This is a genomic window from Rhodococcus sp. 4CII, assembly GCF_014256275.1.
Classification (GTDB): domain Bacteria; phylum Actinomycetota; class Actinomycetes; order Mycobacteriales; family Mycobacteriaceae; genus Rhodococcus_F; species Rhodococcus_F wratislaviensis_A.
On the sequence record NZ_JACCFE010000002.1, the window covers coordinates 5,067,643 to 5,090,012 of the forward strand.

22 protein-coding genes are annotated in these 22,370 nt (G+C 69.1%); 15 read left to right on the forward strand and 7 right to left on the reverse strand.

Features of this window, described 5'->3' with window-relative positions; all coding sequences use genetic code 11:
• Position 1: 1 nt before the first annotated feature.
• The 3 genes from H0B43_RS24135 to H0B43_RS24145 all read left to right on the forward strand — a co-directional run bounded on the left by H0B43_RS24135 (position 2) and on the right by H0B43_RS24145 (position 2,893).
• Positions 2–1,375: a cation:dicarboxylate symporter family transporter gene (locus H0B43_RS24135; RefSeq protein WP_185950079.1), complete on the forward strand. Its 1,374-nt coding sequence runs from the start codon at positions 2–4 to the stop codon at positions 1,373–1,375.
• Positions 1,376–1,457: 82 nt separating this feature from the next.
• Entirely contained in the window at positions 1,458–1,952 is a 495-nt protein-coding gene (locus tag H0B43_RS24140; RefSeq protein WP_185725636.1) for a glutathione peroxidase, read from the forward strand.
• Positions 1,953–2,188: 236 nt separating this feature from the next.
• On the forward strand, positions 2,189–2,893 hold the full coding sequence (locus tag H0B43_RS24145; RefSeq protein ID WP_185725635.1) for a DUF2334 domain-containing protein: 705 nt from the start codon (positions 2,189–2,191) through the stop codon (positions 2,891–2,893).
• A 50-nt stretch (positions 2,894–2,943) separates the two neighbouring features.
• Here the strand turns inward: H0B43_RS24145 and H0B43_RS24150 are convergent, their stop codons facing one another.
• A complete protein-coding gene (locus H0B43_RS24150; RefSeq protein WP_185725634.1) occupies positions 2,944–3,591 on the reverse strand; it encodes an MBL fold metallo-hydrolase in 648 nt (215 codons plus the stop codon).
• Positions 3,592–3,722: 131 nt separating this feature from the next.
• On the opposite strand from H0B43_RS24150, the gene purS reads away from it, so the two are divergent.
• Positions 3,723–3,962 (forward strand): phosphoribosylformylglycinamidine synthase subunit PurS, encoded by a 240-nt coding sequence (purS, locus tag H0B43_RS24155; protein ID WP_005244409.1) that lies wholly within the window; start codon positions 3,723–3,725, stop codon positions 3,960–3,962.
• Positions 3,959–4,636 (forward strand): phosphoribosylformylglycinamidine synthase subunit PurQ, encoded by a 678-nt coding sequence (purQ, locus tag H0B43_RS24160; protein WP_185725633.1) that lies wholly within the window; start codon positions 3,959–3,961, stop codon positions 4,634–4,636. The genes purS and purQ overlap by 4 nt, the downstream gene beginning before the upstream one ends.
• Before the next feature lie 52 nt (positions 4,637–4,688).
• Here purQ and H0B43_RS24165 read toward each other — a convergent pair whose 3' ends face one another.
• Positions 4,689–5,336, reverse strand: a complete 648-nt coding sequence (locus H0B43_RS24165; RefSeq protein ID WP_185725632.1) for a HemK2/MTQ2 family protein methyltransferase — start codon at positions 5,334–5,336, stop codon at positions 4,689–4,691.
• Positions 5,337–5,532: 196 nt separating this feature from the next.
• Here H0B43_RS24165 and malQ point away from each other — a divergent pair, with 196 nt between their 5' ends.
• The 8 genes from malQ (at position 5,533) to H0B43_RS24205 (ending at position 14,794) form a co-directional block, all read left to right on the forward strand.
• Positions 5,533–7,638 (forward strand): 4-alpha-glucanotransferase, encoded by a 2,106-nt coding sequence (gene malQ, locus H0B43_RS24170; protein ID WP_185729812.1) that lies wholly within the window; start codon positions 5,533–5,535, stop codon positions 7,636–7,638.
• A gap of 65 nt (positions 7,639–7,703) precedes the next feature.
• Positions 7,704–7,859, forward strand: coding sequence for a hypothetical protein (locus H0B43_RS24175; protein ID WP_252189716.1), 156 nt, complete (start codon positions 7,704–7,706; stop codon positions 7,857–7,859).
• 40 nt (positions 7,860–7,899) lie between these two features.
• Complete coding sequence (locus H0B43_RS24180; RefSeq protein ID WP_185725631.1) at positions 7,900–8,253, forward strand: VOC family protein; 354 nt, start codon at positions 7,900–7,902, stop codon at positions 8,251–8,253.
• A 25-nt stretch (positions 8,254–8,278) separates the two neighbouring features.
• On the forward strand, positions 8,279–9,562 hold the full coding sequence (locus H0B43_RS24185) for a M18 family aminopeptidase (protein WP_185725630.1): 1,284 nt from the start codon (positions 8,279–8,281) through the stop codon (positions 9,560–9,562).
• Positions 9,563–9,703: 141 nt separating this feature from the next.
• Positions 9,704–11,989 (forward strand): phosphoribosylformylglycinamidine synthase subunit PurL, encoded by a 2,286-nt coding sequence (gene purL / locus H0B43_RS24190; protein WP_185725629.1) that lies wholly within the window; start codon positions 9,704–9,706, stop codon positions 11,987–11,989.
• A 3-nt stretch (positions 11,990–11,992) separates the two neighbouring features.
• Positions 11,993–13,762 (forward strand): alpha/beta-hydrolase family protein, encoded by a 1,770-nt coding sequence (locus tag H0B43_RS24195; protein ID WP_185725628.1) that lies wholly within the window; start codon positions 11,993–11,995, stop codon positions 13,760–13,762.
• Positions 13,759–14,403 carry a CPBP family intramembrane glutamic endopeptidase gene (locus H0B43_RS24200; RefSeq protein ID WP_185725627.1) on the forward strand — a complete coding sequence of 215 codons (645 nt, stop codon included), beginning with the start codon at positions 13,759–13,761 and terminating at the stop codon, positions 14,401–14,403. Before H0B43_RS24195 ends, H0B43_RS24200 begins: the two co-directional genes overlap by 4 nt.
• Positions 14,404–14,407: 4 nt before the next feature.
• On the forward strand, positions 14,408–14,794 hold the full coding sequence (locus H0B43_RS24205; RefSeq protein ID WP_185725626.1) for a sterol carrier family protein: 387 nt from the start codon (positions 14,408–14,410) through the stop codon (positions 14,792–14,794).
• Between the two features lie 13 nt (positions 14,795–14,807).
• On the opposite strand, the gene H0B43_RS24210 is transcribed toward H0B43_RS24205, so the two are convergent.
• A complete protein-coding gene (locus H0B43_RS24210; RefSeq protein WP_185725625.1) occupies positions 14,808–16,127 on the reverse strand; it encodes a cyclopropane-fatty-acyl-phospholipid synthase family protein in 1,320 nt (439 codons plus the stop codon).
• 173 nt (positions 16,128–16,300) lie between these two features.
• Here H0B43_RS24210 and purF point away from each other — a divergent pair, with 173 nt between their 5' ends.
• Together purF and purM are read left to right on the forward strand one after the other, a co-directional pair.
• Positions 16,301–17,884 (forward strand): amidophosphoribosyltransferase, encoded by a 1,584-nt coding sequence (purF, locus tag H0B43_RS24215; RefSeq protein WP_185725624.1) that lies wholly within the window; start codon positions 16,301–16,303, stop codon positions 17,882–17,884.
• Positions 17,885–18,004: 120 nt separating this feature from the next.
• Positions 18,005–19,084, forward strand: a complete 1,080-nt coding sequence (purM, locus tag H0B43_RS24220; protein WP_073367164.1) for a phosphoribosylformylglycinamidine cyclo-ligase — start codon at positions 18,005–18,007, stop codon at positions 19,082–19,084.
• A 111-nt stretch (positions 19,085–19,195) separates the two neighbouring features.
• Here the strand turns inward: purM and H0B43_RS24225 are convergent, their stop codons facing one another.
• The 4 genes from H0B43_RS24225 to H0B43_RS24240 all read right to left on the reverse strand — a co-directional run bounded on the left by H0B43_RS24225 (position 19,196) and on the right by H0B43_RS24240 (position 22,313).
• Complete coding sequence (locus H0B43_RS24225; RefSeq protein ID WP_185725623.1) at positions 19,196–19,396, reverse strand: DUF3073 domain-containing protein; 201 nt, start codon at positions 19,394–19,396, stop codon at positions 19,196–19,198.
• A gap of 180 nt (positions 19,397–19,576) precedes the next feature.
• Positions 19,577–20,530 carry an asparaginase gene (locus H0B43_RS24230; protein WP_185725622.1) on the reverse strand — a complete coding sequence of 318 codons (954 nt, stop codon included), beginning with the start codon at positions 20,528–20,530 and terminating at the stop codon, positions 19,577–19,579.
• Entirely contained in the window at positions 20,527–21,195 is a 669-nt protein-coding gene (locus H0B43_RS24235; protein ID WP_185725621.1) for an MOSC domain-containing protein, read from the reverse strand. The genes H0B43_RS24230 and H0B43_RS24235 overlap by 4 nt, the downstream gene beginning before the upstream one ends.
• Entirely contained in the window at positions 21,192–22,313 is a 1,122-nt protein-coding gene (locus H0B43_RS24240) for a folate-binding protein YgfZ (protein ID WP_185725620.1), read from the reverse strand. The genes H0B43_RS24235 and H0B43_RS24240 overlap by 4 nt, the downstream gene beginning before the upstream one ends.
• Positions 22,314–22,370 lie beyond the last annotated feature (57 nt).

The window sequence follows — 22,370 nt, forward strand, 5'->3', positions numbered from 1 at the left end:
CATGAGTACTGCGACAGGGAACACCAAGAAACGCGACCGGACCCACTGGTTGTACATGGGGGTCATCGTCGCCGTCGTCGCGGGCATCCTCGTCGGGTGGCTGGCTCCGGGGGTCGGCAAGTCGGTCGGTGTGCTCGGCACGATGTTCGTCGACCTGATCAAGATGATGATCAGCCCGGTCATCTTCTGCACGATCGTCCTCGGCATCGGATCCGTGAAGGCGGCCGCGAAGGTCGGCAAGGTCGGCGGACTCGCCCTCACCTACTTCATCGGTATGTCGACCGTCGCCCTCGGCATCGGCCTCGTCGTCGGCAATCTCCTGGACCCGGGGACCGGCCTCAACATCAGCGCGGACACCGCCGGAACCGGCGCCGCGCTCGCGGAGAAGGCCCACGGCGCCGGCGGCACCATGGACTTCCTCCAGTCGATCATCCCCACGTCGCTGATGTCCGCGCTGACCGAGGGAAGCGTGCTGCAGACCCTGTTCGTCGCGTTGCTCGTCGGCTTCGGACTGCAGGCCCTGGGCAAGCAGGGCGAGCCCATCCTGCGCGGTGTCGGCCACGTCCAGAAGCTCGTCTTCAAGATCCTGTCGATGATCCTGTGGCTCGCACCGATCGGTGCCTTCGGCGCCATCGCGAACGTTGTCGGTCAGACCGGGCTCGGTGCCGTCGTCCAGCTCGCCACCCTGATGCTCGGCTTCTACCTCACCTGCCTGATCTTCGTCTTCGGCGTCCTCGGATCCGTGCTCCGCGTCGCCGCAGGCATCTCGATCTTCAAGCTGGTGAAGTACCTGGCCCGCGAATACCTGCTGATCTTCGCCACGTCCTCGTCCGAGTCCGCACTGCCGCGACTGATCGCGAAGATGGAGCACGTCGGCGTCGAGCGCACCACCGTCGGTGTCGTCGTTCCCACCGGCTACTCGTTCAACCTCGACGGCACGGCCATCTACCTGACCATGGCCTCGATCTTCATCGCCGACGCGATGGGACAGCCGCTGTCGTTCCCCGAGCAGCTGTCGCTGCTGGTGTTCATGATCATCGCGTCCAAGGGCGCTGCCGGAGTCAGCGGCGCCGGGCTCGCCACCCTCGCAGGCGGGCTGCAGAGCCACCGTCCGGAACTGCTCGACGGCGTCGGCCTCATCGTCGGCATCGACCGGTTCATGTCCGAGGCCCGCGCCGTGACGAACTTCTCCGGCAACGCCGTCGCCACCCTGCTCATCGGCTCGTGGACCAACACGATCGACCACGACCGCGTCCGCACCGTCCTCGACGGCAAGCTGCCGTTCGACGAGTCGACGATGGTCGACGACGGCCACGGCGAGGTCGTCGACGAGGAGGCCACCGAGAACGAATCGCGGGTGCTCGTCAAGAGCTGACCGGCCCTCCGAAGTAAACCTCTGTGCGCCCAGGCGATTCGAAGCCTGGGCGCACAGACGTTTGTTGGCTACTTTGGTGCGCATGACGACTCCTGTTCAGAACATCAGCATCAACACCCTCGGCGGCACGCCGACCTCACTCGGCGAGTACGACGGTCGCGCCGTCCTCGTGGTGAACGTCGCCTCCAAGTGCGGGCTCACCCCGCAGTACAAGGGCCTCGAGAAGCTGGCCACCGACTATGCAGACCGCGGACTCACCGTGATCGGCGTCCCCTGCAACCAGTTCATGGGTCAAGAGCCGGGCACCGCCGAAGAGATCGAGACCTTCTGCTCCACCACTTACGGCGTCACGTTCCCGTTGCTCGAGAAGATCGAGGTGAACGGTGAGAACCGGCACCCGCTCTATGAGGAACTGACGAAGGCCACCGACGCCGAAGGCGCGGCGGGCGACATCCAGTGGAACTTCGAGAAGTTCCTCGTCGCCCCCGACGGCACCGTCGTCAAGCGGTTCCGTCCCCGCACCGAACCGGACGCCCCCGAGGTCGTCGACGCCATCGAGGCCGTCCTGCCGAAGTAGGCGGCTCCGCCGCCCGTGCGCCCTTCTGGTTGCTCCCACAACCAGAAAGGCGCACGAGCTTTGCCTCGTCCCCCCGACGGCACGTCGTCGCGTCCGCTCTCCGCCCACCGCACCCCCGACTCACGCTCCGGGACTCGCCCCCTCCTCCGCGCCCGTGCGCCCTTCTGGTTGCTCCCACAACCAGAAAGGCGCACGAGCTTTGCCTCGTGTTCACGTTCTCCTGTCACGCTGGGGCCATGACCGGACAGGTGATCGTGTCGGTGTCAGCTATCAGGGACGAGACGCGCGACTTCGCGGCCGCGTTCGCCGAGGAGATGGATCGGCGCAGAGTGCCGCTGTCGCTGCTGGTGGCTCCACGGCTGAAAGACAAGTACCGGCTGGTCAACGACCCCGCGACGCAGGACTGGGTCCGCGGGCGCCGGTCCCGCGGCGACGCCGTCGTCCTCCACGGGTACGACCAGGCCGCGACCAAACGCCGGCGCGCCGAATTCGCGGCGCTCCCCGAGCACGAGGCGCGACTGCGACTGCTCGCGGCGGATCGGGTGATGGAACAGACCGGCCTGCGCACCCGACTGTTCGCCGCCCCGCGCTGGCTGGCGTCCCAAGGCGCGGTCGCAGCCCTGCCGTCCGCCGGGTTCCGACTGCTGGCCGGGATGACCGCCATCCACGACCTCGAACGCGAGACGTCGGTGCGGTCGCGAGTGCTGGGGATCGGGGAGGGCTTCCGCGCCGAACCGTGGTGGTGCCGGGCGCTCGTCCTCGGCGCCGGTCGGACCGCCCGGCGCGGGGGACTGGTGCGCCTCGCCGTCACCGCGAAGCAATTGGGCACGTCGGGACCGCGGCAGGCGTTGCTCGACGCCGTCGACCTCGCGCTCTACCACGGCGCCCAGCCGGAGGTGTACCGCTGGCAACCCCGGATTCCGCAGATCGGTGCCGCCTGACCGGTGAGTACTTGTCAACCGCGGACGGTTGCCAAGTACTCGCGGGGCCGTCAGGCCACCTCGACGCTCGACTCGCTCGGCATCGTGCGGAACTCGGTGCCCTCGGGCGCCATGTCGGTGTAGCGGCCGTAGAAGATGCCGGTGGCCTCGTTCGCGATGATCGCCTGGTGGATCGGCACCGCGACCCGCGGTGCGACGGCCCGGAGGTAGTCGACGGCCTCGGAGATCTTCATCCACGGCGCGGCGGCGGGCAGTGCGAGCACGTCGACCTTCTGCTCCGGGACGAACAGGGAGTCGCCGGGGTGCATCAGCCGGGCCGGGTTCGCGGCGTCGCCGAGCAGGAACGCCGTGTTGTCGATCACCGGGATGTCCGGGTGGATCACCGCGTGCTTCCCGCCGGCACCGGTGACGTGCACGTCGCCGATGTCGAACTCGTCGCCGGCGTGCACCCCCGTCCAGCCGCCGCCGAGCTGGGCCGCAGTCTGCGGGTCCGAGTACAGCGCCGCACCGGGGTTCGCCTCGACGAGGGCGGGCAGGCGTTGCTGGTCGACGTGGTCGGGGTGCTGGTGCGTCACCAGGATGGCGTCGAGTCCGGTGATGCCCTCGAATCCGTGGGAGAAGTTGCCCGGATCGAAGAGGATGGTGGAACCGTTCAACTCGACGAGGACGCAGCTGTGGCCGAAGTGAGTCAATCGCATGAATTCGAGTATGCGCCTGCATACGTGGCCCGTCCCCTTCGTCCGATGCGAACCGCAGGCAGGTAGCCCGGTAAACTTCCGGGTGCCCGGTGTTCCACTCTGGGCTCGCGCACTACTACAAGGAGCAGCACGTGGCCCGTGTCGTCGTCGAAGTCATGCCCAAGGCCGAGATTCTCGACCCCCAGGGGCAGGCCATTGTCGGAGCGCTGCCGCGGCTCGGCTTCGCTGGAGTGTCCGATGTCCGTCAGGGCAAGCGGTTCGAGCTCGAGGTCGACGGCAGTGTCGACGACGCTCAGCTCGAGAAGATCGCCGAGGCCCTGCTGGCCAACACGGTGATCGAGGACTGGACCGTGAGGCGCGTCGAAGCATGAGCGCCCGCGTCGGAGTCATCACTTTCCCCGGCACCCTCGACGATGTCGACGCCGCCCGCGCGGTGACCCTCGCCGGCGGCGAGGCCGTGAGCCTGTGGCACGGCGACGCCGACCTCAAGGGTGTCGACGCCGTCATCGTTCCCGGTGGCTTCTCCTACGGCGACTACCTGCGCTGCGGGGCCATCGCCCGGTTCGCGCCGGTCATGGGCAAGGTTGTCCAGGCGGCGCAGGGTGGTATGCCCGTCCTCGGCATCTGCAACGGATTCCAGGTGCTGTGCGAGGCGGGGCTCCTGCCCGGCGCGCTCACCCGCAACGAGGGCCTGCACTTCATCTGCCGCGACGAGTGGTTGAAGGTCGAGGCCACGTCGACGGCGTGGACGTCCCGCTACGAGGCGGGCGCCGAGATTCTCGTCCCGCTCAAGTCCGGCGAGGGCCGCTACCAGGCGTCGGAGACCGTTCTCGACGAACTCGAGGGTGAAGGTCGCGTGGTGTTCCGCTACGCCGGCGACAACCCGAACGGTTCGCAGCGCGGCATCGCCGGAATCTCGTCGGCCAACGGCCGCGTCGTCGGTCTCATGCCGCACCCGGAACACGCCACCGAGGCTCTCACCGGCCCCAGCGACGACGGACTCGGCATGTTCTACTCCGTCCTCGACAGCGTCATCTCCGCCTGATCCGACCGGCATCGTGCGCGGCCGGGGCTGCGCACGATGCCTGGCCGTAGGGCTATTTGACGGCGCGGATGACCACGATCTCTTCCCTGGTCTGACCGGCATCGATCAGTCCTCGCCGTTCGAGCATTCCCCGGCGCGCGTCGAGGACGGGGCCGAACGGAATCTCCGCCGACGCGGCGACGTCGACCAACATGTTCTGCTCCTCGAGCATCGTCAGCGTCTTCTCGACCCCACTGAGAACGGACTGTGCGAGCAACAGGACGCCACCGGGGACGAGAACCTCGGGGGCCTCGCAGCAGATTCGGTCGAGCAGTGCCCGCCCGTTCTTACCCGCGTCCCAGGCGCGCGCCGGCCCGCGGTCGGGCACCGTGTCGACGGGAGCGGGAACATACGGCGGATTGGACACCACGACGTCGAACCGTTCGGTGCGCACCTCCTCGAGGAGGTCGCCGTGGATCACGCGGATCCGATGCCCGCCGAGAAGCGAATTGAGCCTGACGCTGATCGCCGCGCGCCTCGACACGTCCACCGCGGTCACCCGGCCGGCACCCGCGGCGGCGGCGTGCACGCTGAGTGCACCCGTTCCCGCGCACAGGTCGAGCACCCGCGTGTGGAGTCCGAGATGCTCCGCTGCCAGGACGTCTGCCAGTAACTGCGTATCGTGTTGCGGGCGATAGACTCCGGGAAGGCGTAGCAGCATCGAACACTCCTCGGTTGCCGGGCGCATCGGATCCCGTCCACGGCCTGCCTTTCCGGGGCTCGCCGTGGACCCGTGCGTCTGATTACGACTCAATTACCCCGCTCGGCGCAGGGTCAATCACGCGGCCGGGACCGAGCGGTTTCGCCGCCGGATCGGAAGCCGCGCGGATCCCGGTGTGAACTGGCACGATCGACGGGTGGCGTACACCGAGCAGTTGCGTGACCTCGCGGCCCGGCACGGGGTGGCGACGTCGTACCGGGGTTGGGATCAGCAGAGTCACGACGTGGGTGACGACACGCTGCGTCGTGTTCTCGCAGCGCTCGACGTGACCGCGGACACGGACGACGAGGTGCGGCGCGCCCTGTCCGACTGCGACGCGGCGCCGTGGCGGCGGATGCTGCCGCCTGTAGTCGTCGGGGTGGAGGGATCCGAGACCCGGTTCGTGGTGCACGTACCGCACGGCGAACCCGTGGACGTCCGGATCGACACGGAGGCGGGCAAGACGGTGGCCGCGCGTCAACTGCAGGTGTGGGTCGATCCGCGCGAGGTCGACGGAGAGCTGATCGGCCGTGCCACGTTCGCCGTTCCGTTCGGGATTCCGTGCGGATGGCACACGGTGCGAGCGTCGACGTCCCTCGCGTCCTCCTCCTGCACCCTCGTGGTCACGCCGGCGCGGCTGTCGACGTCCGACAGTTTGCGCGACCGCAGGCGCTGGGGTGTGCTCACGCAGTTGTATTCGGTCCGGTCCCATCGCTCCTGGGGTGTCGGTGACTTCGGCGACCTCGCGGATCTCGCGTCGATCTTCGGTTCCGTCCACGGCGCCGACTACGTTCTGGTCAATCCGCTGCACGCCGCGCAGCCCCGGCCGCCGATCGAGGCGTCGCCGTATCTGCCGACCACCCGCCGGTACGTCAACCCCATGTACATCCGGATCGAGAACATCCCGGAGACCGCGTATCTCTCGACACGGCGCCACGCTCGGATGCGCGACGCCGCAGCGCGATTCGAGCGGGCGAACGAGCGGTCCGACCGGATCGCCCGAAATGCGTCGTACCGCGCCAAACTCCGAGTGCTCGAACGGGTGTTCCGAATCGAGCGCAGCCCGAGCAGGCAGCACGCGTTCGACGAGTTCCGCCGGGTCGAGGGCGATGGCCTGCGTGACTTCGCGACCTGGTGCGCGCTCACCGAGAAGTTGCGGCCCGGCGACCCGCGATGGCGGACGAAGGCCGCTGCTCCCGACGCCGAGTGGGTCGAGGCGCAACGGCGCAAGCTGGCGCCGCGAATCGAGTTCTACTCGTGGCTCCAATGGGTGTGCGACGAACAGCTTTCCGACGCACAGGACGCGGCCCGGGCAGCGGGCATGGACATCGGGATCGTGCACGATCTGGCGGTCGGTGTCCAGCGCGGCGGTGCGGATGCGTGGTCGCTGGGGACGGCTCTGGCAGAGGGAATCACCGTCGGGGCGCCGCCCGACGACTTCAATCAGCAGGGACAGCAATGGAATCAGCCGCCGTGGCGGCCGGATCGGCTGGCGGAGCTGGGTTATGCCCCGTACCGCGACATGTTGCGGACGGTGCTGAAACATGCGGGTGGGCTCCGCGTCGATCACATCCTGGGCCTGTTCCGGCTGTGGTGGATCCCGACCGATGCGGAGTCGCCGGCCGAGGGAACGTACGTGACCTATGACCACGAGGCGCTGATCGGGATCCTCGTGCTCGAGGCGGAGCGGGCCGGTGCCGTGGTGATCGGCGAGGACCTGGGGGTGTTCGAACCCGTCGTGCAGGACTACCTCGCCGAACGCGGGATCCTGGGCACGTCCATCCTGTGGTTCGAGCACGACGGCGAGCGTCCGACGCCGCCGGAAGAATATCGGACCCTGTGTCTGACATCCGTCACCACGCACGATCTTCCGCCGACCGCAGGTTATCTCGCGGGTGAGCACATCGAATTGCGTTCGCGGCTCGGTCTCCTCGAACGCGACCTCGAACTGGAGAAGGAACACGACGCACACCAACGTGAGGCAGTGCTTCGGTTGGCACGCGACCGCGGGTTGCTGCCGTCCGACGCGTCGGCAGCCGACACGGTGAAGGCGTTGTACCGCCTGATCAGCCGGAGTCCGTCCCTGCTGTCGGGTGTCGCTCTCGCCGACCTCGTCGGCGAGTACCGGATCCAGAATCAGCCGGGCACCGACGAGACCCAATATCCGAATTGGAAGATCCCACTCGCCGACGGGGCCGGCCGGGCCGTCTACGTGGAAGATCTGGTGCGCGGTGATTTCGGGTTCGTCGACGATTCCCGCTGATCGGCAGCGCCACCGACCAGCTCGACAACGCCGACGCCCTCGTCGCCGCGGGAGTCGCGGTGCGCGTGGACAGTTCGACCGTCTCGCGGGACGAACTCCGGGACGCGCTCGAACGGGTCGACGCCGAGCCGGAGCGGAGGCGCAGCGCCGGACTCGCCGCCGAGTTACGTTCTGCGGGTGCGGTGGACGCGGCCGTCCGGGTGATCGAGGATTTCCTGTGACACCCTGAACCGTGTCGGTGGCCCGGACTACTGTCCGGGCATGGCACTCACACTCGGCATGATCACGTTCGACACCCTCGATCCCGGTCCGCTCGCGAAGTGGTGGGCGAAGCAGACGGCGGGCACGATCGAGCAGGAGAACGACGGCTGGTTCTACGTCGTCGCCCTCCCGGGCTCCGCGCAGAAACTGGCGTTCCAGAAGGTCGACGATCCCACCCCGGGGAAGAACCGTATCCATCTGGACCTCTCGTCCGACGACCTCGACGGCGAGGTGGGCAGGCTGAGCTCGGACGGCGCCACCGAGGTCGCGCGGCACGAGATGGGCGGTTTCCGCTGGGTCACGCTCGCCGATCCCGACGGAAACCAGTTCTGCGTCTCGGGTCCCCACGCGTGACAGCGGGTCCTGCATGATTGACGCCATGCCTCCCACTACGCGGGCCGACGCCCAGGGCCTCTGCACCTTCGTCGATGCGTCACCGTCGCCGTTCCATGTGTGCGCGACCGTGTCGATGTCGCTGACCGGCAACGGGTTCACCGAGTTGCACGAAACCGACTCGTGGCCCGGCGAACCCGGCCGGTACTTCTTGGTGCGCGGTGGATCGCTCATCGCCTGGAGCACCGAAGGGGTGGGCCGCACGGCGCCCTTCCGCATCGTCGGCGGGCACACCGACAGCCCGAACCTGCGCGTCAAACAGCACCCAGACCTGTCGTCGGCAGGGTGGCAGCTGGTCGGGCTCGAACCGTACGGCGGAGCATGGCTCAACTCGTGGCTCGACCGCGACCTGGGCATCTCCGGGCGGCTGAGTGTGCGGGCAGGCAACGCGGTGGAGGAAAAATTCGTCCGCATCGACGAACCGATCCTGCGCGTGCCCCAACTGGCCATCCACCTGTCGGAGGACCGCAAGGGTGTGCACCTCGATCCGCAGCGCCACCTCAACGGGGTGTGGGGCGTGGGGTCCGAACGCCGGTCGTTCATCGACTTCGTGGCAGACCGGGCGGAGGTCGCGGCCGGCGCGGTGCTCGGATGGGAACTGATGACCCACGATCTCGCGCCCAGCACGCTCGTCGGAACCGAACAGGACCTCGTCAGCGCGCCGCGCCTCGACAACCAGGGCACCTGCTACGCCGGCACCCAGGCGCTGCTGGCGGCGGCCGAGAACCCCGGCGACCGGGTGCCCGTGCTCGCACTGTTCGACCACGAGGAGGTGGGCAGCATGTCGGATCGGGGCGCCTTCTCCGATCTGCTGAGCACCGTGCTCGAACGCATCGTCCTCGGTCGGGGCGGCGGGCGCGAGGAATTCCTGCAGACCATGGCCGGATCGATCTGCGCGTCCGGAGACATGGCGCACGCGACGCATCCCAACTACCCGGACCGGCACGAGCCCGCCCACCACATCGCCGTCAACGGGGGACCGGTGCTCAAGGTCAACCAGAACCTGCGCTACGCCACCGACGCGGCCGGAGCCGGGGCGTTCGCGCTCGCCTGCGACCAGGCGGGCGTGCCGCTGCAGCGGTACGTGCACCGGGCCGACCTGCCGTGCGGTTCGACCATCGGCCCGATCACGGCGTCCCGGACGGGGCTGAGCACCGTCGACGTCGGTGCCGCGCAGCTCGGAATGCACTCCTCGCGGGAGCTGATGGGTGCTCGTGACGTGCGGGCCTATTCCGACGCCCTTGCGGCCTTCCTCACACCGACGGCGTGACGGAGACCTGCAGGGAGCGCCAGGTCGGTGCCGGAACGAGCCGCCGGATAGACTGACGTACGGCTCGTCGCCACTCGGCTTGCGCCGACCGTGACTCGCGGCTTGCCTTTCGACTCCCGTAGGGAAGGGACCCCACCTCCAGTGTCAGCACACCCGGTCGACACCGTCACCGCCGCCACCGCGACCCCCGACGTCGCACAGCCTTTCAAGGAACTGGGCCTCAAGGACGACGAGTACGCCCGTATCAAGGAGATCCTGGGCCGTCGCCCCACCGAGGCCGAGCTCGCGATGTACTCGGTGATGTGGAGCGAACACTGCTCCTACAAGTCGTCCAAGGTGCACCTGAGGTACTTCGGTGAGACCACGACCGACGAGATGCGGTCCTCGATGCTCGCGGGCATCGGTGAGAACGCCGGCGTCGTCGACATCGGTGACGGCTGGGCCGTCACGTTCAAGGTCGAGAGCCACAACCACCCCTCCTACGTGGAGCCGTACCAGGGCGCGGCCACTGGCGTCGGCGGCATCGTCCGCGACATCATGGCCATGGGCGCCCGCCCGATCGCCGTCATGGACCAGCTGCGCTTCGGTGCGGCGGACGCCCCCGACACCCGGCGCGTCGTCGACGGTGTGGTGCGCGGTGTCGGCGGCTACGGCAACTCGCTCGGCCTGCCCAACATCGGCGGCGAGACCGTGTTCGACGAGTCCTACGCGGGCAACCCGCTGGTCAACGCCCTGTGCGCCGGGACCATGCGCGTCGAGGACCTGCACCTCGCGTTCGCATCGGGCGCCGGCAACAAGATCATCCTGTTCGGTGCGCGCACGGGCCTCGACGGCATCGGCGGCGTGTCCGTCCTCGCATCGGAGACGTTCGACGGCGACGAGTCAGGTACCGGCCGGAAGAAGTTGCCGGCAGTGCAGGTGGGCGATCCGTTCACCGAGAAGGTGCTCATCGAGTGCTGTCTCGAGCTGTACGCCGCGAAGCTCGTGGTCGGCATCCAGGACCTCGGCGGCGCGGGCCTGTCCTGCGCCACGTCGGAGCTGGCCGCGGCCGGCGACGGCGGAATGCACATCAACCTCGAGCAGGTCCCGATGCGGGCCACTGGCATGACCGCGGCGGAGGTGCTGTCCAGCGAGTCGCAGGAACGCATGTGCGCGGTCGTCACCCCGGAGAACGTCGACGCGTTCATGGAGGTCTGCAAGAAGTGGGACGTCCTCGCCACCGTCATCGGTGAGGTCACCGACGGCGAGCGGCTCACCATCTCCTGGCACGGCGAGACCGTCGTCGACGTGCCGCCGCGCACGGTCGCCCACGAGGGCCCGGTGTACGAGCGCCCCGTGCAGCGTCCCGCGAGCCAGGACGCCCTGGTCGCGAACACCACCGCGGGCCTGAAGCGCCCCGAGTCGGCCGACGAACTGAAGGCGACCCTCCTGAAGATGCTCGCGTCGCCGGCGCTGTGCAGCCGCAAGTGGATCACCGAGCAGTACGACCGCTACGTGCGCGGCAACACCGTTCTCGCGGAGAACGCCGACTCCGGCGTGATCCGGGTCGACGAGAAGACGGGCCGCGGTATCGCGCTCGCCACCGACGCGTCGGGCCGTTACACCGCACTCGACCCGTATGCCGGGGCGCAGCTGGCGCTCGCCGAGGCCTTCCGCAACGTCGCCGTCACCGGCGCCACCCCCAAGGCCGTCAGCAACTGCCTCAACTTCGGTTCCCCCGAGGACCCGGGGGTGATGTGGCAGTTCCAGCAGGCCGTGCGCGGTCTGGCGGACGGCTGCGCGACGCTCGGCATCCCCGTCACCGGCGGCAACGTCAGCTTCTACAATCAGACCGGGTCGACGGCGATTCTGCCCACCCCGGTGGTCGCCGTGCTCGGTGTCATCGACGACGTGCACCGTCGCATCCCCACCGGTCTCGGACTGGAACCGGGGGAGACCCTGATCCTGCTCGGTGACACCCGCGACGAGTTCGACGGGTCCATCTGGTCGCAGGTCGAGCACGGCCACCTCGGTGGCGTGCCGCCGAAGGTCGACCTGGAGCGGGAGCAGTTGCTGGCCGACATCCTCCTCGCGGCGTCCCGCGACGGACTGGTATCCGCCGCGCACGACCTGTCCGAGGGCGGTCTCGCGCAGGCCGTCGTCGAGGCCGCGCTCGCCGGCGAGACCGGGTGCCGCATCCTGCTTCCCGACGACGCCGACCCGTTCGTCACCCTGTTCTCCGAGTCGTCGGGTCGCGTGCTCGTCGCCGTCCCGCGCACCGAGGAAACTCGCTTCACTGGTATGTGCACGGCCCGCAATCTCCCGTGGGTGCGCATCGGTGTGGTGGACGAGGGGTCCGATTCCGTCGAGGTCCAGGGCCAGTTCTCGGTCTCGCTGGCCGAGCTGCGCACGACGTTCGAGGGAACACTACCGGCATTGTTCGGGTGATGAATGGTCGATTCGGGGGCACTGGAGAGGGTTGACAGGGGGCCGCGGGAATTCTCGCGGCTAGTCGATCCTGCGCTCTTCCACGGCCCCCGGCTCGACCGGACCTGGCAGTTCCTTCGCCTCGACTTCACCGGCATCGCGTTCGCGACGCTGTTCTTCTGCTGGTCGCTGACGCCGTCGCTGCTGCCGCGCGACTGGTTGTTCCAGGGACTGATCGGCGGCATCAACGCCGCCATCGGATACACGGTGGGAACGGCGATCGGCTGGGCGGTGCGCCGCTACTTCCTGCGGAACCGGTCCTGGTGGCCGCTGCCGGAACCGTGGTCCACCGGGCTGCGGGTGCTGGTGACGGTGACGAGCGTGGTCGTCAGTCTCGTGATGCTCGCGTACTCCGCGGCCTGGCAGCGTGAACTCGCCGCGCTGATGGGGGCGGAGGGAACCACTACCACCGGCTACATCCGCACGGGCGGCCTGAGCCTGCTCGTGGGGGCCGCAATCATCTCGGCGTACCGGCTGCTGCGGGAATTGGTGCGGTGGATCGCGGCACGCCTCATCCGGCGGTGGCACCTCGCCATCCCGACCGCCACCACCGTCGGCATCCTCATCGTGACGGTGCTGTTCTTCCTACTTGTCGACGGCGTGCTGATGCGCGGCATCTACGCCGCTACGAACGCGGCCTTCAGCCTGCAGAATTCGACCACCCGGGACGGCGCCGAGCAGCCCCTCGACCTCGAGAAGTCCGGCAGCCCAGATTCTCTCGCGCCCTGGGACAGTCTCGGCTACGAGGGGCGGAACTTCGTGTCCCGGGGTCTAGACGCCGGCGAACTCACCGCCGCCAACGGCACACCGGCGAAGGATCCCATCCGCGTCTACGCCGGCCTCGAGACCGCCGAGGACACTGACGCGCGCATGGATGTGGTCATCGGTGAACTCGAACGGACCGGGGCATTCTCGCGGAAGGTGCTCGTCGTCATCCCCACCACCGGCACCGGGTGGGTCAATCCGACTGCGGCGCAGGCGATCGAGTTGGTCCACAACGGTGACACGGCCCTGGTGGCCAGTCAGTACTCGTTCCTGCCGAGTTGGATCTCGTTCCTCGCGGACCGGGAGAAGGCCGCGGAGGCGGGTAAGGAACTGATCGACCGGGTGCACGAGCGGTGGTTGCAGGAACCCGAGGCGACGCGGCCCAAACTGCTGGTCTACGGGGAGAGTCTCGGAACCCGGGCCGGGGAGGGTGCCTTCGACACGCTCAGCGATATCCGGCAGACCGTCGACGGTGTGCTGTGGGTGGGGCCGCCCAACTCGAACCGCCTGTGGGGGCAGCTGATCCAGCGCCGCGACCTCGGCACACCCGAGGTGGACCCCGAGTACGCGGCGGGCCTGGTGGTGCGGTTCGCCGACGACTCCGCCGACATGGTCGAGGACACCGGCGAATGGCTGTCGCCGCGCATCCTGTACGTCCAGCACCCGTCCGATCCCGTCGTCTGGTGGTCGCCCGACCTCGCGTTCACCCGGCCCGACTGGTTGACGGAGCCACCGGGCGACGATCGTTCGCCGTCCATGAAGTGGTTTCCGTTCGTGACGTTCTGGCAGGTGTCGGCCGACCTGACGAACGCCGCCGGCGTCCCCGACGGGCACGGCCACAACTACGGGACGCTCGTTCTCGACGGCTGGATCACGGTGGCGCAGCCCGAGGGGTGGACGGCCGTCGACACCGAACGCGTCCGCTCCACCCTCGAATCGCTCTCCGGGACCGAGGGCCCGGAGAAATGAGCAGGCCGGCCTCCGTTGCGGCTGCGGCGGCGGCGCTGGTGTGGAACGACGTGGTGCTGCCCCGGTCGGGACTCGGCCCGTACGGGCGGGCCGCCGCCGGAGGTGCGCTCGGACTGTCGGCTGTGGGAGCCGCGCGCGCCGCGGGGTACGGCGTCGACGAACTCGGCCTGTCCGTCTCGGCGGTGCGGTCCGGGCTGCGGTACGGCGCCGCCGCGTCCGTCGTGCCGATCGCGGGATACGCGATCGCGCTGAGCATCCCCGCACTACGGGCGCGGATGCCGACCGGCGACGACGCCACCGGCGTCGTGGGCTGGGTCGGGTTCCGGATTCCGGTCGGAACGGTGACCCATGAGGAACTGGTGTTCCGCAGCGTCCTGTCGGCGATGTTCCGCCGGGCATGGCCGGCCGCGGCGGCGGACGCCCTGCACGCCACGACATTCGGGCTGTGGCACGTGCGCGCCGCCCGGATCGCCGGGGACTCGGTGGTCGCGAGCGTGTTGTTCACCGGCGCGTCGGCGTGGTTGTTCGAATGGTTGCGCCGGCGCAGCGGCAGCGTCGCAGCCCCTGCACTACTGCACCTTTCGGTGAACGTCGGTGGGGCGGTGGCCGCCGAGGTGGCGCGGGCCCGCACAGTAGATTGAGCGCATGCCCTCGCGCCGTGCCGTCGATCCCGCCGAATTGAGAGCCGCCGTACTCGAGGTCGGACCCTGGCTGCGTGGCGACACCGAGGAGAAGCCGTCCCGCACCCAGTTGGCCGCGGCGGTCCGGCTCAGCGCGCGGACGCTCGAACAGGTGGCGCAGGGGTCCAGTGTGGAAGTGCGGGTGCCGCCGTTCGTCGCGGTCCAGTGCATCGAGGGTCCCCGGCACACCCGCGGCACCCCACCCAACGTCGTGGAGACCGACCCGCGGACGTGGCTGCTGTTGGTGACGGGTCTGCTGAACTTCGACGGCGCGACCGCCGACGGCGGGGTCTCGGTGTCGGGGAGCCGCGCCGGGGAGATCGCCCACTGGCTGCCGCTGCTGCGCGTGTAGTCGGCAGGGCCGCTTATCCGAGCCACAGGTCGCGGGTCCGGGGGAGGCCGCTCGACCCGTCGTCGGACGGCCGGACGGCGAGGACCTGGTGGATCGTCAGCCTGCCCTTCTCCTCGAATCCCAGTGCGCTGGCCGCGAGGTACAGCAACCAGGTGCGGGCGCGCTCCGCGCCGACGAGCCGGATCGCGTCGTCCCAGGAGCCGCGCAGCTTGCTCACCCAGGCCCGGAGCGTGAGTGCGTAGTGCTCCCGGAGTGCCTCGACGTCGCGCACCTCGAGCCCGGCGCGCTCGAATGCGTCGAGCGTGCGACTCAGCGGAAGCACCTCGCCGTCCGGGAAGATGTAGTTCTCGATCAGCCCCGGCGAGTTCTCCGTATCGGTCAGTGACCGGACCGAGGCGATGGCGTGGTTGAGCAGGCGCCCCTCGGGGCGCAGAAGGTCGAGCAGGTGCTCCGCGTACACCGGCAGGGCGGTGTCGCCGACGTGCTCGGACATGCCGATGCTGGAGATCGCGTCGTAGGGTCCGTCGGCGACGTCGCGGTAGTCCTGAACCCGGATCTCGATCCGATCCGAGAGCCCGGCCTCGGACACCCGGGCCCGCGCCCATTCGGCCTGTTCGTGGCTGAGGGTGACGCCGACGACGGATACGTCGTACTTCTCGGCGGCGTGGATGGCCATCGAACCCCAGCCGCAGCCCACGTCCAGCAGTCGCATCCCCGACCGGAGCCCGAGTTTGCGGCAGATCAGGTCCAGCTTGTCGTTCTGCGCTTCCTCGAGGGTTCCGGCCGGCGCACGGCTTCCCGGCTGCTGGTCCCAGTACCCGCAGGAGTAGACCATCGTCGGCCCCAGGAACAGGCGGTAGAAGTCGTTGCCCACGTCGTAGTGATGTGAGACCGACGACGCGTCGCGCGCCTTACTGTGTTTGGTGCCGCGGCGCCGCGGCACCTCTACCGACGGCGGCTTCGGCCGGAGCCCGAGGCCGCCGAGCAGGACGAACGTCGACAGCGCTTTCAGGACGGTGCGACGGTCGGAACGGCGGACGCCGAGAGTTCCCAGCCGGTCGACGAGGCCGGGGAGGGCGAGCAGCCGGAAGACGTCGCCCTCGATCTCGAGGTCCCCGGACACGTAGGCGCGGACGAGACCGAGTTCGTTCGGCGACCACAACACCCTCCGGATGGCCCGGCGGTTGCGGAAGACGATGGTGACGTCGGATTCGGGTCCGGCCTCCGAGCCGTCCCAACATCGGACGCGCACGGGAATGGGGATGCCCATCACTCCCTCGAAGGCGTCGAGGAGGCGTTCGGCTGGGGTCGAAGCCGTGCTGCGGATGTTCATCGGAAAAGCCCCCGCTCTGTGGTTCGAGGATGCTGATCGGTACCGAAACTAATCTATTTCGGACCGTCCGTCCCGGAGTCGGTCCGGTTCGAGCGGCACCGTGGGCGAAGCGGCGGCGGCGGGCACGTAGACTGACCTTGCCCCTCACACGCCCATCCCCAGGGAGCACCCCGGTGACCAGAGCCGATCTGTCGGTCCACAGTCCTAATCTCCTCTCCTCGAACCCGTCCGACGAGGACGAGAACGAGCCCCGCGAAGAATGCGGAGTCTTCGGCGTCTGGGCGCCGGGAGAGGATGTGGCGAAACTCACCTACTACGGACTGTATGCACTGCAGCACCGCGGACAGGAAGCGGCAGGCATCGCCGTCGCAGACGGTTCGCAGGTGCTGGTCTTCAAGGACCTCGGGCTGGTCAGCCAGGTGTTCGACGAGCAGACCCTGGCCGCAATGCCGGGCCACGTCGCCGTCGGGCACTGTCGCTACTCCACGACGGGCTCGACCACGTGGGAGAACGCGCAGCCGATCTTCCGCACCACCGCCGCGGGCAGCGGCATCGCTCTCGGCCACAACGGCAACCTCGTCAACACCGCGGAGCTGGCGCAGCGCGCCCGTGAGGCCGGACTGGTCAACGACAAGCGTCCCGGCGGCGCCACGTCCGACTCCGACGTCGTCGGCGCCCTCCTGGCGCACGCCGCCGCCGACAGCACCATCGAGCAGGCGGCCATGACGCTGCTGCCCACGCTGCGCGGCGCGTTCTGCCTCACCTTCATGGACGAGCACACGCTCTATGCGGCGCGGGACCCGCACGGCATCCGCCCGCTGTGCCTCGGGCGCCTGGACCGCGGCTGGGTAGTAGCCAGCGAGACGGCCGCACTCGACATCGTCGGCGCGTCCTTCGTCCGCGACATCGAGCCCGGCGAGCTGCTCGCCATCGACGCCGACGGCGTCCGCTCCTCCCGCTTCGCGAACCCCGAGCCCAAGGGCTGCGTGTTCGAGTACGTGTACCTCGCTCGCCCGGACAGCGTCATCGCCGGACGTTCGGTGCACTCCACCCGCGTCGAGATCGGCCGTCGCCTCGCCGCCGAGCATCCCGCCGAGGGCGACCTCGTCATCCCGGTGCCCGAATCGGGAACCCCGGCCGCGGTGGGCTACGCGCAGGGGTCGGGCATTCCGTACGGCCAGGGTCTGATGAAGAACGCCTACGTGGGCCGCACGTTCATCCAGCCGTCGCAGACCATCCGCCAACTCGGTATCCGCCTCAAGCTCAACCCGCTCAAGGAAGTCATCCGCGGCAAGCGCCTCGTGGTGGTGGACGATTCGATCGTCCGCGGCAACACGCAGCGCGCGCTGATCCGGATGCTCCGGGAGGCCGGCGCACTGGAGATCCACGTCCGGATCGCGTCGCCGCCGGTCAAGTGGCCCTGCTTCTACGGCATCGACTTCGCCTCCCCGGCCGAGCTGATCGCCAACGGTGCGGGCGGCAGCGGTGAGCCCGGCAGCTTCGACGAGATGCTCGAGGGAGTGCGCCGCTCGATCGGCGCCGACACGCTCGGCTACATCTCCACCGACGGCATGATCGCCGCCACCGAGCAGCCGGCATCGCGGTTGTGCGCGGCCTGCTTCGACGGCACGTACCCCATCGCGCTCCCCACGGAGACGTCGATCGGCAAGAACGTTCTCGAGGGAATGCTCGAGAGCGCGGCAGGCGGTCCCGCGACGCGGGAGAACGACAACGCGAACGCCCTCAGTCGGCCGTAGGCCAGTACATCGGGGTCCGGCCGGAGAACGTACTCCGGTACCGTAAGGACGCAATCACAGCACTCGATTGCCCGACCGACACGATTTTGACGAGCAACAGAAGGCTGGAGTAACAACCACATGACCGAGGATCCGACAAGTCGCCCTGGCGCGTCGTACGCCGCCGCAGGAGTGGACATCGCCGCAGGCGATCGGGCGGTGGAACTCTTCGCTCCCTTGGCCAAGCGCGCCAGCCGTCCCGAGGTTCTCGGTGGTCTCGGTGGATTCGCGGGACTGTTCTCGCTCAAGGGTGACTACAAGGAGCCGCTCCTCGCGGCCTCCACCGACGGGGTGGGCACCAAGCTGGCCGTCGCTCAGGCACTCGACAAGCACGACACCGTCGGCCTCGACCTGGTCGCGATGGTCGTCGACGACCTCGTCGTCTGCGGCGCCGAGCCGCTGTTCCTGCAGGATTACATCGCCGTCGGGCGCGTCGTGCCGGAACGGGTCGCCGAACTCGTCAGCGGCATCGCGGAGGGCTGCATCCAGGCCGGTTGCGCGCTGCTCGGTGGCGAGACCGCGGAGCACCCCGGTGTGATGGCGGACGGCGACTACGATCTGTCCGCGACCGGTGTCGGTGTGGTCGAGGCCGATCAGGTGCTCGGACCCGACCGTGTCCGGCCCGGCGACGTCGTGATCGCCATGGGTTCGTCCGGACTGCACTCCAACGGTTACTCGCTGGCCCGCAAGGTCCTGCTCGAGATCGACCACATGAGCCTGACGGCGCACGTCGACGAGTTCGGCCGGACGCTGGGTGAGGAGATGCTCGAGCCCACCAAGATCTACGCCAAGGACTGCCTGGCGCTCGCCGCCGAGACCGACGTGCGCACGTTCTGCCACGTCACCGGTGGTGGACTCGCCAACAACCTCGCGCGGGTCATGCCGAAGGGCCTGGTCGCCGAACTCGACCGTGGCACGTGGAGCCCGGCTCCGATCTTCGCGATGATCGCGCAGCGCGGACGCGTGGAGCGCGCCGAGATGGAACAGACCTTCAACATGGGCGTCGGCATGGTCGCGATCGTGGCGCCCGAGGACGTCGATCGCGCGCTGGCCGTCCTGACGGCACGGCACATCGACTGCTGGACACTCGGCAGCATCAAGAAGTCGCACGACGTGTCGGCGGATCGCGCGGTTCTCGCCGGCGATCATCCGAGGTTCTAGGTCGGACGCAATCGGTCGGAAACGGGGCGAGCTAGTGGCCCCGACCGGCTGAAGATGTGGAAATGAGGGGGAGCCGGTACCGGCTCCCCCTCATTTCGTTGTCTTCAGATCTCAGCGCCGCCAGTCGTCGTCGTCCTCCCGAGAGTGACCCTCCCTGTCGGCACGCTGGTCTGCGAAGACCTCGTCCCGATGCGAGGTGGACGACCCACCTGAGAGCTCTCTTTGCAGGCTGTCAAAATCCGTGGTCGGTACGCTGTACTTCAGCTCGCGTGCAACCTTGGTCTGCTTTGCCTTAGCCCGGCCGCGGCCCATGGCTGACCCCCTCGCGCTTTCGCGGGGCGGCCTGGGGAATTTGGCGGCCCCGTTTGAGTGTGTAAGTTCCTGCCCACACTCTAGCGTGGAAAACACGCTCGCGCTTCCATCCACACCCCGAAGCGGTGTCGGTTTAGTCTCACCGGGCTCGCGAGCTGCCGCGATGCCGGCATTTCGCCCTCAGAAGACTCCCGGAATTGCCCGGACCGTTCCCACCCGGACCCCGCCGCCGAGCACGGGCTGCGAGGCGAGGGCCGCGAGATCCTCGGTCCAGTCGGCGCCCATCCGGTGCAGAAGCGCTGCGGCGAGGGGCAACCGGGCCCGTTCGTGGCCGTCGTCGATCTTCAGCGCGAACGCCGAGCCGTCCGGGAGGGCGCCGGCGTAGACGCCATCGGCGCCGGCCTTCGTCATCAGTCCGGGCACGACCGGCATCAGCCGCGCGTCGTCCTTGCCGGTGCCGGAGACGAGGTAGGGGTGCTCGCGGACGGCGTCGGCGACGGCGAGTTCGGGGGAGTCGGGCTCGGCGGTGACGAGCCGGGCGAACGCCCGCGCCAGGTGCGTCAGCGACAGAGGGACGATCGGCAGCCCGCATCCGTCGATGCCGAGTTCGGCGTCGAGGTCGCCGCTGATCGACCCGAGCGTCTCGACCACCGCGAGTTGCAGCGGATGCGTCGGCTCGAGGTAGCTGTCCAGCGGCCAGTCGTTGGCCAGGCACGTGGCGAGCATCGCCGCGTGCTTGCCCGAACAGTTCATGTACACCGGGCGGGGGAGCTCACCGGCGGCGAGCAGCTCGGCCCGGGCGAGTTCGTTGGAGGGCAGATCGGCGGGACAGCGGAGCAGGTCCTCGTCGAGGCCGTACCGGGCCAGCAGCTGCTCGACCAGTTCGATGTGGTCCGACTCGCCCTCGTGGGACGCCGTCGCGATCGCGAGCTCCTCGGAACTGGAGGGCTCGAAGCCGTTCCGCAGCATGGTCACGGCCTGCCACGGCTTGTTCGACGACCGCGGGTAGATCGGCGTGTGCACCTCACCGAGGGTGAGGGCGATCTCGCCGTCCGCGCGGAGGATCACCGCGGAACCGCGGTGGACGCACTCGCGGAATCCGGAACGGACGACCTCGACCAGTTCGATGCTCAATACGCGACCTGCACTTCCAGTCCGGCGATCCGTCGGCGCGCCTTCTCGGCGACGGTCGGAGAGAGGTTCTCCTGCTGTTCGAGCAGGGCCACGAACCGTTCCGGGTCGCGGCCGGTGAACAGGTCGCGCACGGTGACGCCGTGGCCGGGCACGTGGACGCGGTGAACGGCGTCGCCGGCGGTGATCGACCCCTCGGTGACCACCCGCAGGTACGCGCCCGTGTCGGCGCGTTCGGAGAATCGCTTCACCCAGCCCGGCTCGCTCGCCCAGACCCCGAACGTGCCGCACGGCGTCCGCGGACTCGTCACCTCCAATTCGGTGCCGCCGATCCGCCAGCGTTCACCGATGACGGCGTCGCTCGCGGCGATGCCGTCGAGGCGCAGGTTCTCGCCGAACCATCCCGGCGGCAGTTCGCGGCCGAGTTCCGCCGCCCAGCGTGCCGCCTCGTCCTCCTGGTAGGCGTAGACCGCCTTGAACGTGCCGCCGTGGAATTCGGTGTCGCAGACGTAGTCGCCGGCCAGACCGGCGGTCGTGACCCGCACGGGGCCGTCGACGGGGCGCTTGTCGATGGCCGTCCGGGTCACCCGCCGGGTACCGCTGTCCCGTTCGGTGTGCAGCACGCAGACAGCCAGCACCTCGCCGGCCGCCGCGGTCGCGTCGCTCACCGGCCCCGGAGCCGGTCGACGGCGGCGCGGCCCGCCTGGACGGCGTCGTCCACGGGGACGGAGTCGGGGTCGATGGATGCGGCGCAGGGACCGGTCACCAGTTCGGTGTCGGTGGGGATGGAGCGCTTCACGAGGGCGAGCGCGATGGGTCCGAGCTCGTGATGGTCGATGACCGTGCCGACACGGCCCACCGCACGCCCTCCCGCCGTCACCGGGTCACCCGGCTCCGGCCGGCCCTCGGCGCTGCCGTCGAGATGCAGCAGGACCAGGTGGCGGGGCGGCTTGCCGAGGTTGTGGACGCGGGCCACCGTCTCCTGGCCGCGGTAGCAACCCTTCTCGAGGTGGACGGCGCCGTGCTCGGCGGGTCCGCCGATCCAGCGGACTTCGTGCGGGATGGTGCGGTCGTCGGTGTCGAGTCCGATCCGGGGACGCACGGCGGCCACCCGGAGTGCCTCGAACGCCCACGTTCCCGCGGGCGCCGCACCGGCGGCGGTGAGCCGGCCCCACCACGTCGCGAGTCCTTCCCGGGGGATCAGCAGATCGAAGGAGTCGGCGGTCGGCCACGGCATGCGGCGCGCGAAGCCACCCCCGGGCACCGCGACGGCCGCGTACGGCTCGGCGGGTGCGGCGACCCCGGCGGCGTCGAGGACAGCCGCGGCGGCGGGGCCGATCACGCTGAGGACTGCGAGCTCGTTGCCGTCGCGGGGCTCGGCCTTGGACCAGAACACCATCTTGGTGAGGAACGACAGAAGGTCGGGACCGCGGTCGGCCTCGGTGTCGATCCAGGTGACACCGTCCAGGTCGGTCTGAACGAAGTGATGTTCGACGCGGCCGTTGACGTCGAGGCTGAGGTTCTCGGCGCTCGTGCCGTCGGGGAGCGCGGCGACGTGCTGACTGGAGATGGTGTGCAGCCAGGTGAGTCGTTCGGGTCCGCCGATCGCGATGACGAACCGGTGGGAACGGTCGACGACCACCGCGGATCGCTCGGCGCTGCGTTGTTCGCCGAGTGGATCGCCGTGATGCCAGGCGACGCCGGCGTCGGGCGAACCTTCGGGCGCAGGGACCGCGCCCGAAGCCGTGACGAGTGGACTGGGTGAGACGGGCAGGTTGTCGACCACGAACCCAGTCTAGGGACCATGGACGACGGGTGACGGTCAGCAGGGTCGATAGGCTGG

Bases quoted from the DNA above. Each gene is read 5' to 3' on its own strand.
- H0B43_RS24135 (WP_185950079.1), top strand. From the start codon at position 2: ATGAGTACTGCGACAGGGAACACCAAGAAACGCGACCGGACCCACTGG.
- H0B43_RS24140 (WP_185725636.1), top strand. From the start codon at position 1,458: ATGACGACTCCTGTTCAGAACATCAGCATCAACACCCTCGGCGGCACG.
- H0B43_RS24145 (WP_185725635.1), top strand. From the start codon at position 2,189: ATGACCGGACAGGTGATCGTGTCGGTGTCAGCTATCAGGGACGAGACG.
- H0B43_RS24150 (WP_185725634.1), bottom strand. From the start codon at position 3,591: ATGCGATTGACTCACTTCGGCCACAGCTGCGTCCTCGTCGAGTTGAAC.
- purQ (WP_185725633.1), top strand. From the start codon at position 3,959: ATGAGCGCCCGCGTCGGAGTCATCACTTTCCCCGGCACCCTCGACGAT.
- H0B43_RS24165 (WP_185725632.1), bottom strand. From the start codon at position 5,336: ATGCTGCTACGCCTTCCCGGAGTCTATCGCCCGCAACACGATACGCAG.
- H0B43_RS24180 (WP_185725631.1), top strand. From the start codon at position 7,900: ATGGCACTCACACTCGGCATGATCACGTTCGACACCCTCGATCCCGGT.
- H0B43_RS24185 (WP_185725630.1), top strand. From the start codon at position 8,279: ATGCCTCCCACTACGCGGGCCGACGCCCAGGGCCTCTGCACCTTCGTC.
- H0B43_RS24195 (WP_185725628.1), top strand. From the start codon at position 11,993: ATGGTCGATTCGGGGGCACTGGAGAGGGTTGACAGGGGGCCGCGGGAA.
- H0B43_RS24200 (WP_185725627.1), top strand. From the start codon at position 13,759: ATGAGCAGGCCGGCCTCCGTTGCGGCTGCGGCGGCGGCGCTGGTGTGG.
- H0B43_RS24205 (WP_185725626.1), top strand. From the start codon at position 14,408: ATGCCCTCGCGCCGTGCCGTCGATCCCGCCGAATTGAGAGCCGCCGTA.
- H0B43_RS24210 (WP_185725625.1), bottom strand. From the start codon at position 16,127: ATGAACATCCGCAGCACGGCTTCGACCCCAGCCGAACGCCTCCTCGAC.
- purM (WP_073367164.1), top strand. From the start codon at position 18,005: ATGACCGAGGATCCGACAAGTCGCCCTGGCGCGTCGTACGCCGCCGCA.
- H0B43_RS24225 (WP_185725623.1), bottom strand. From the start codon at position 19,396: ATGGGCCGCGGCCGGGCTAAGGCAAAGCAGACCAAGGTTGCACGCGAG.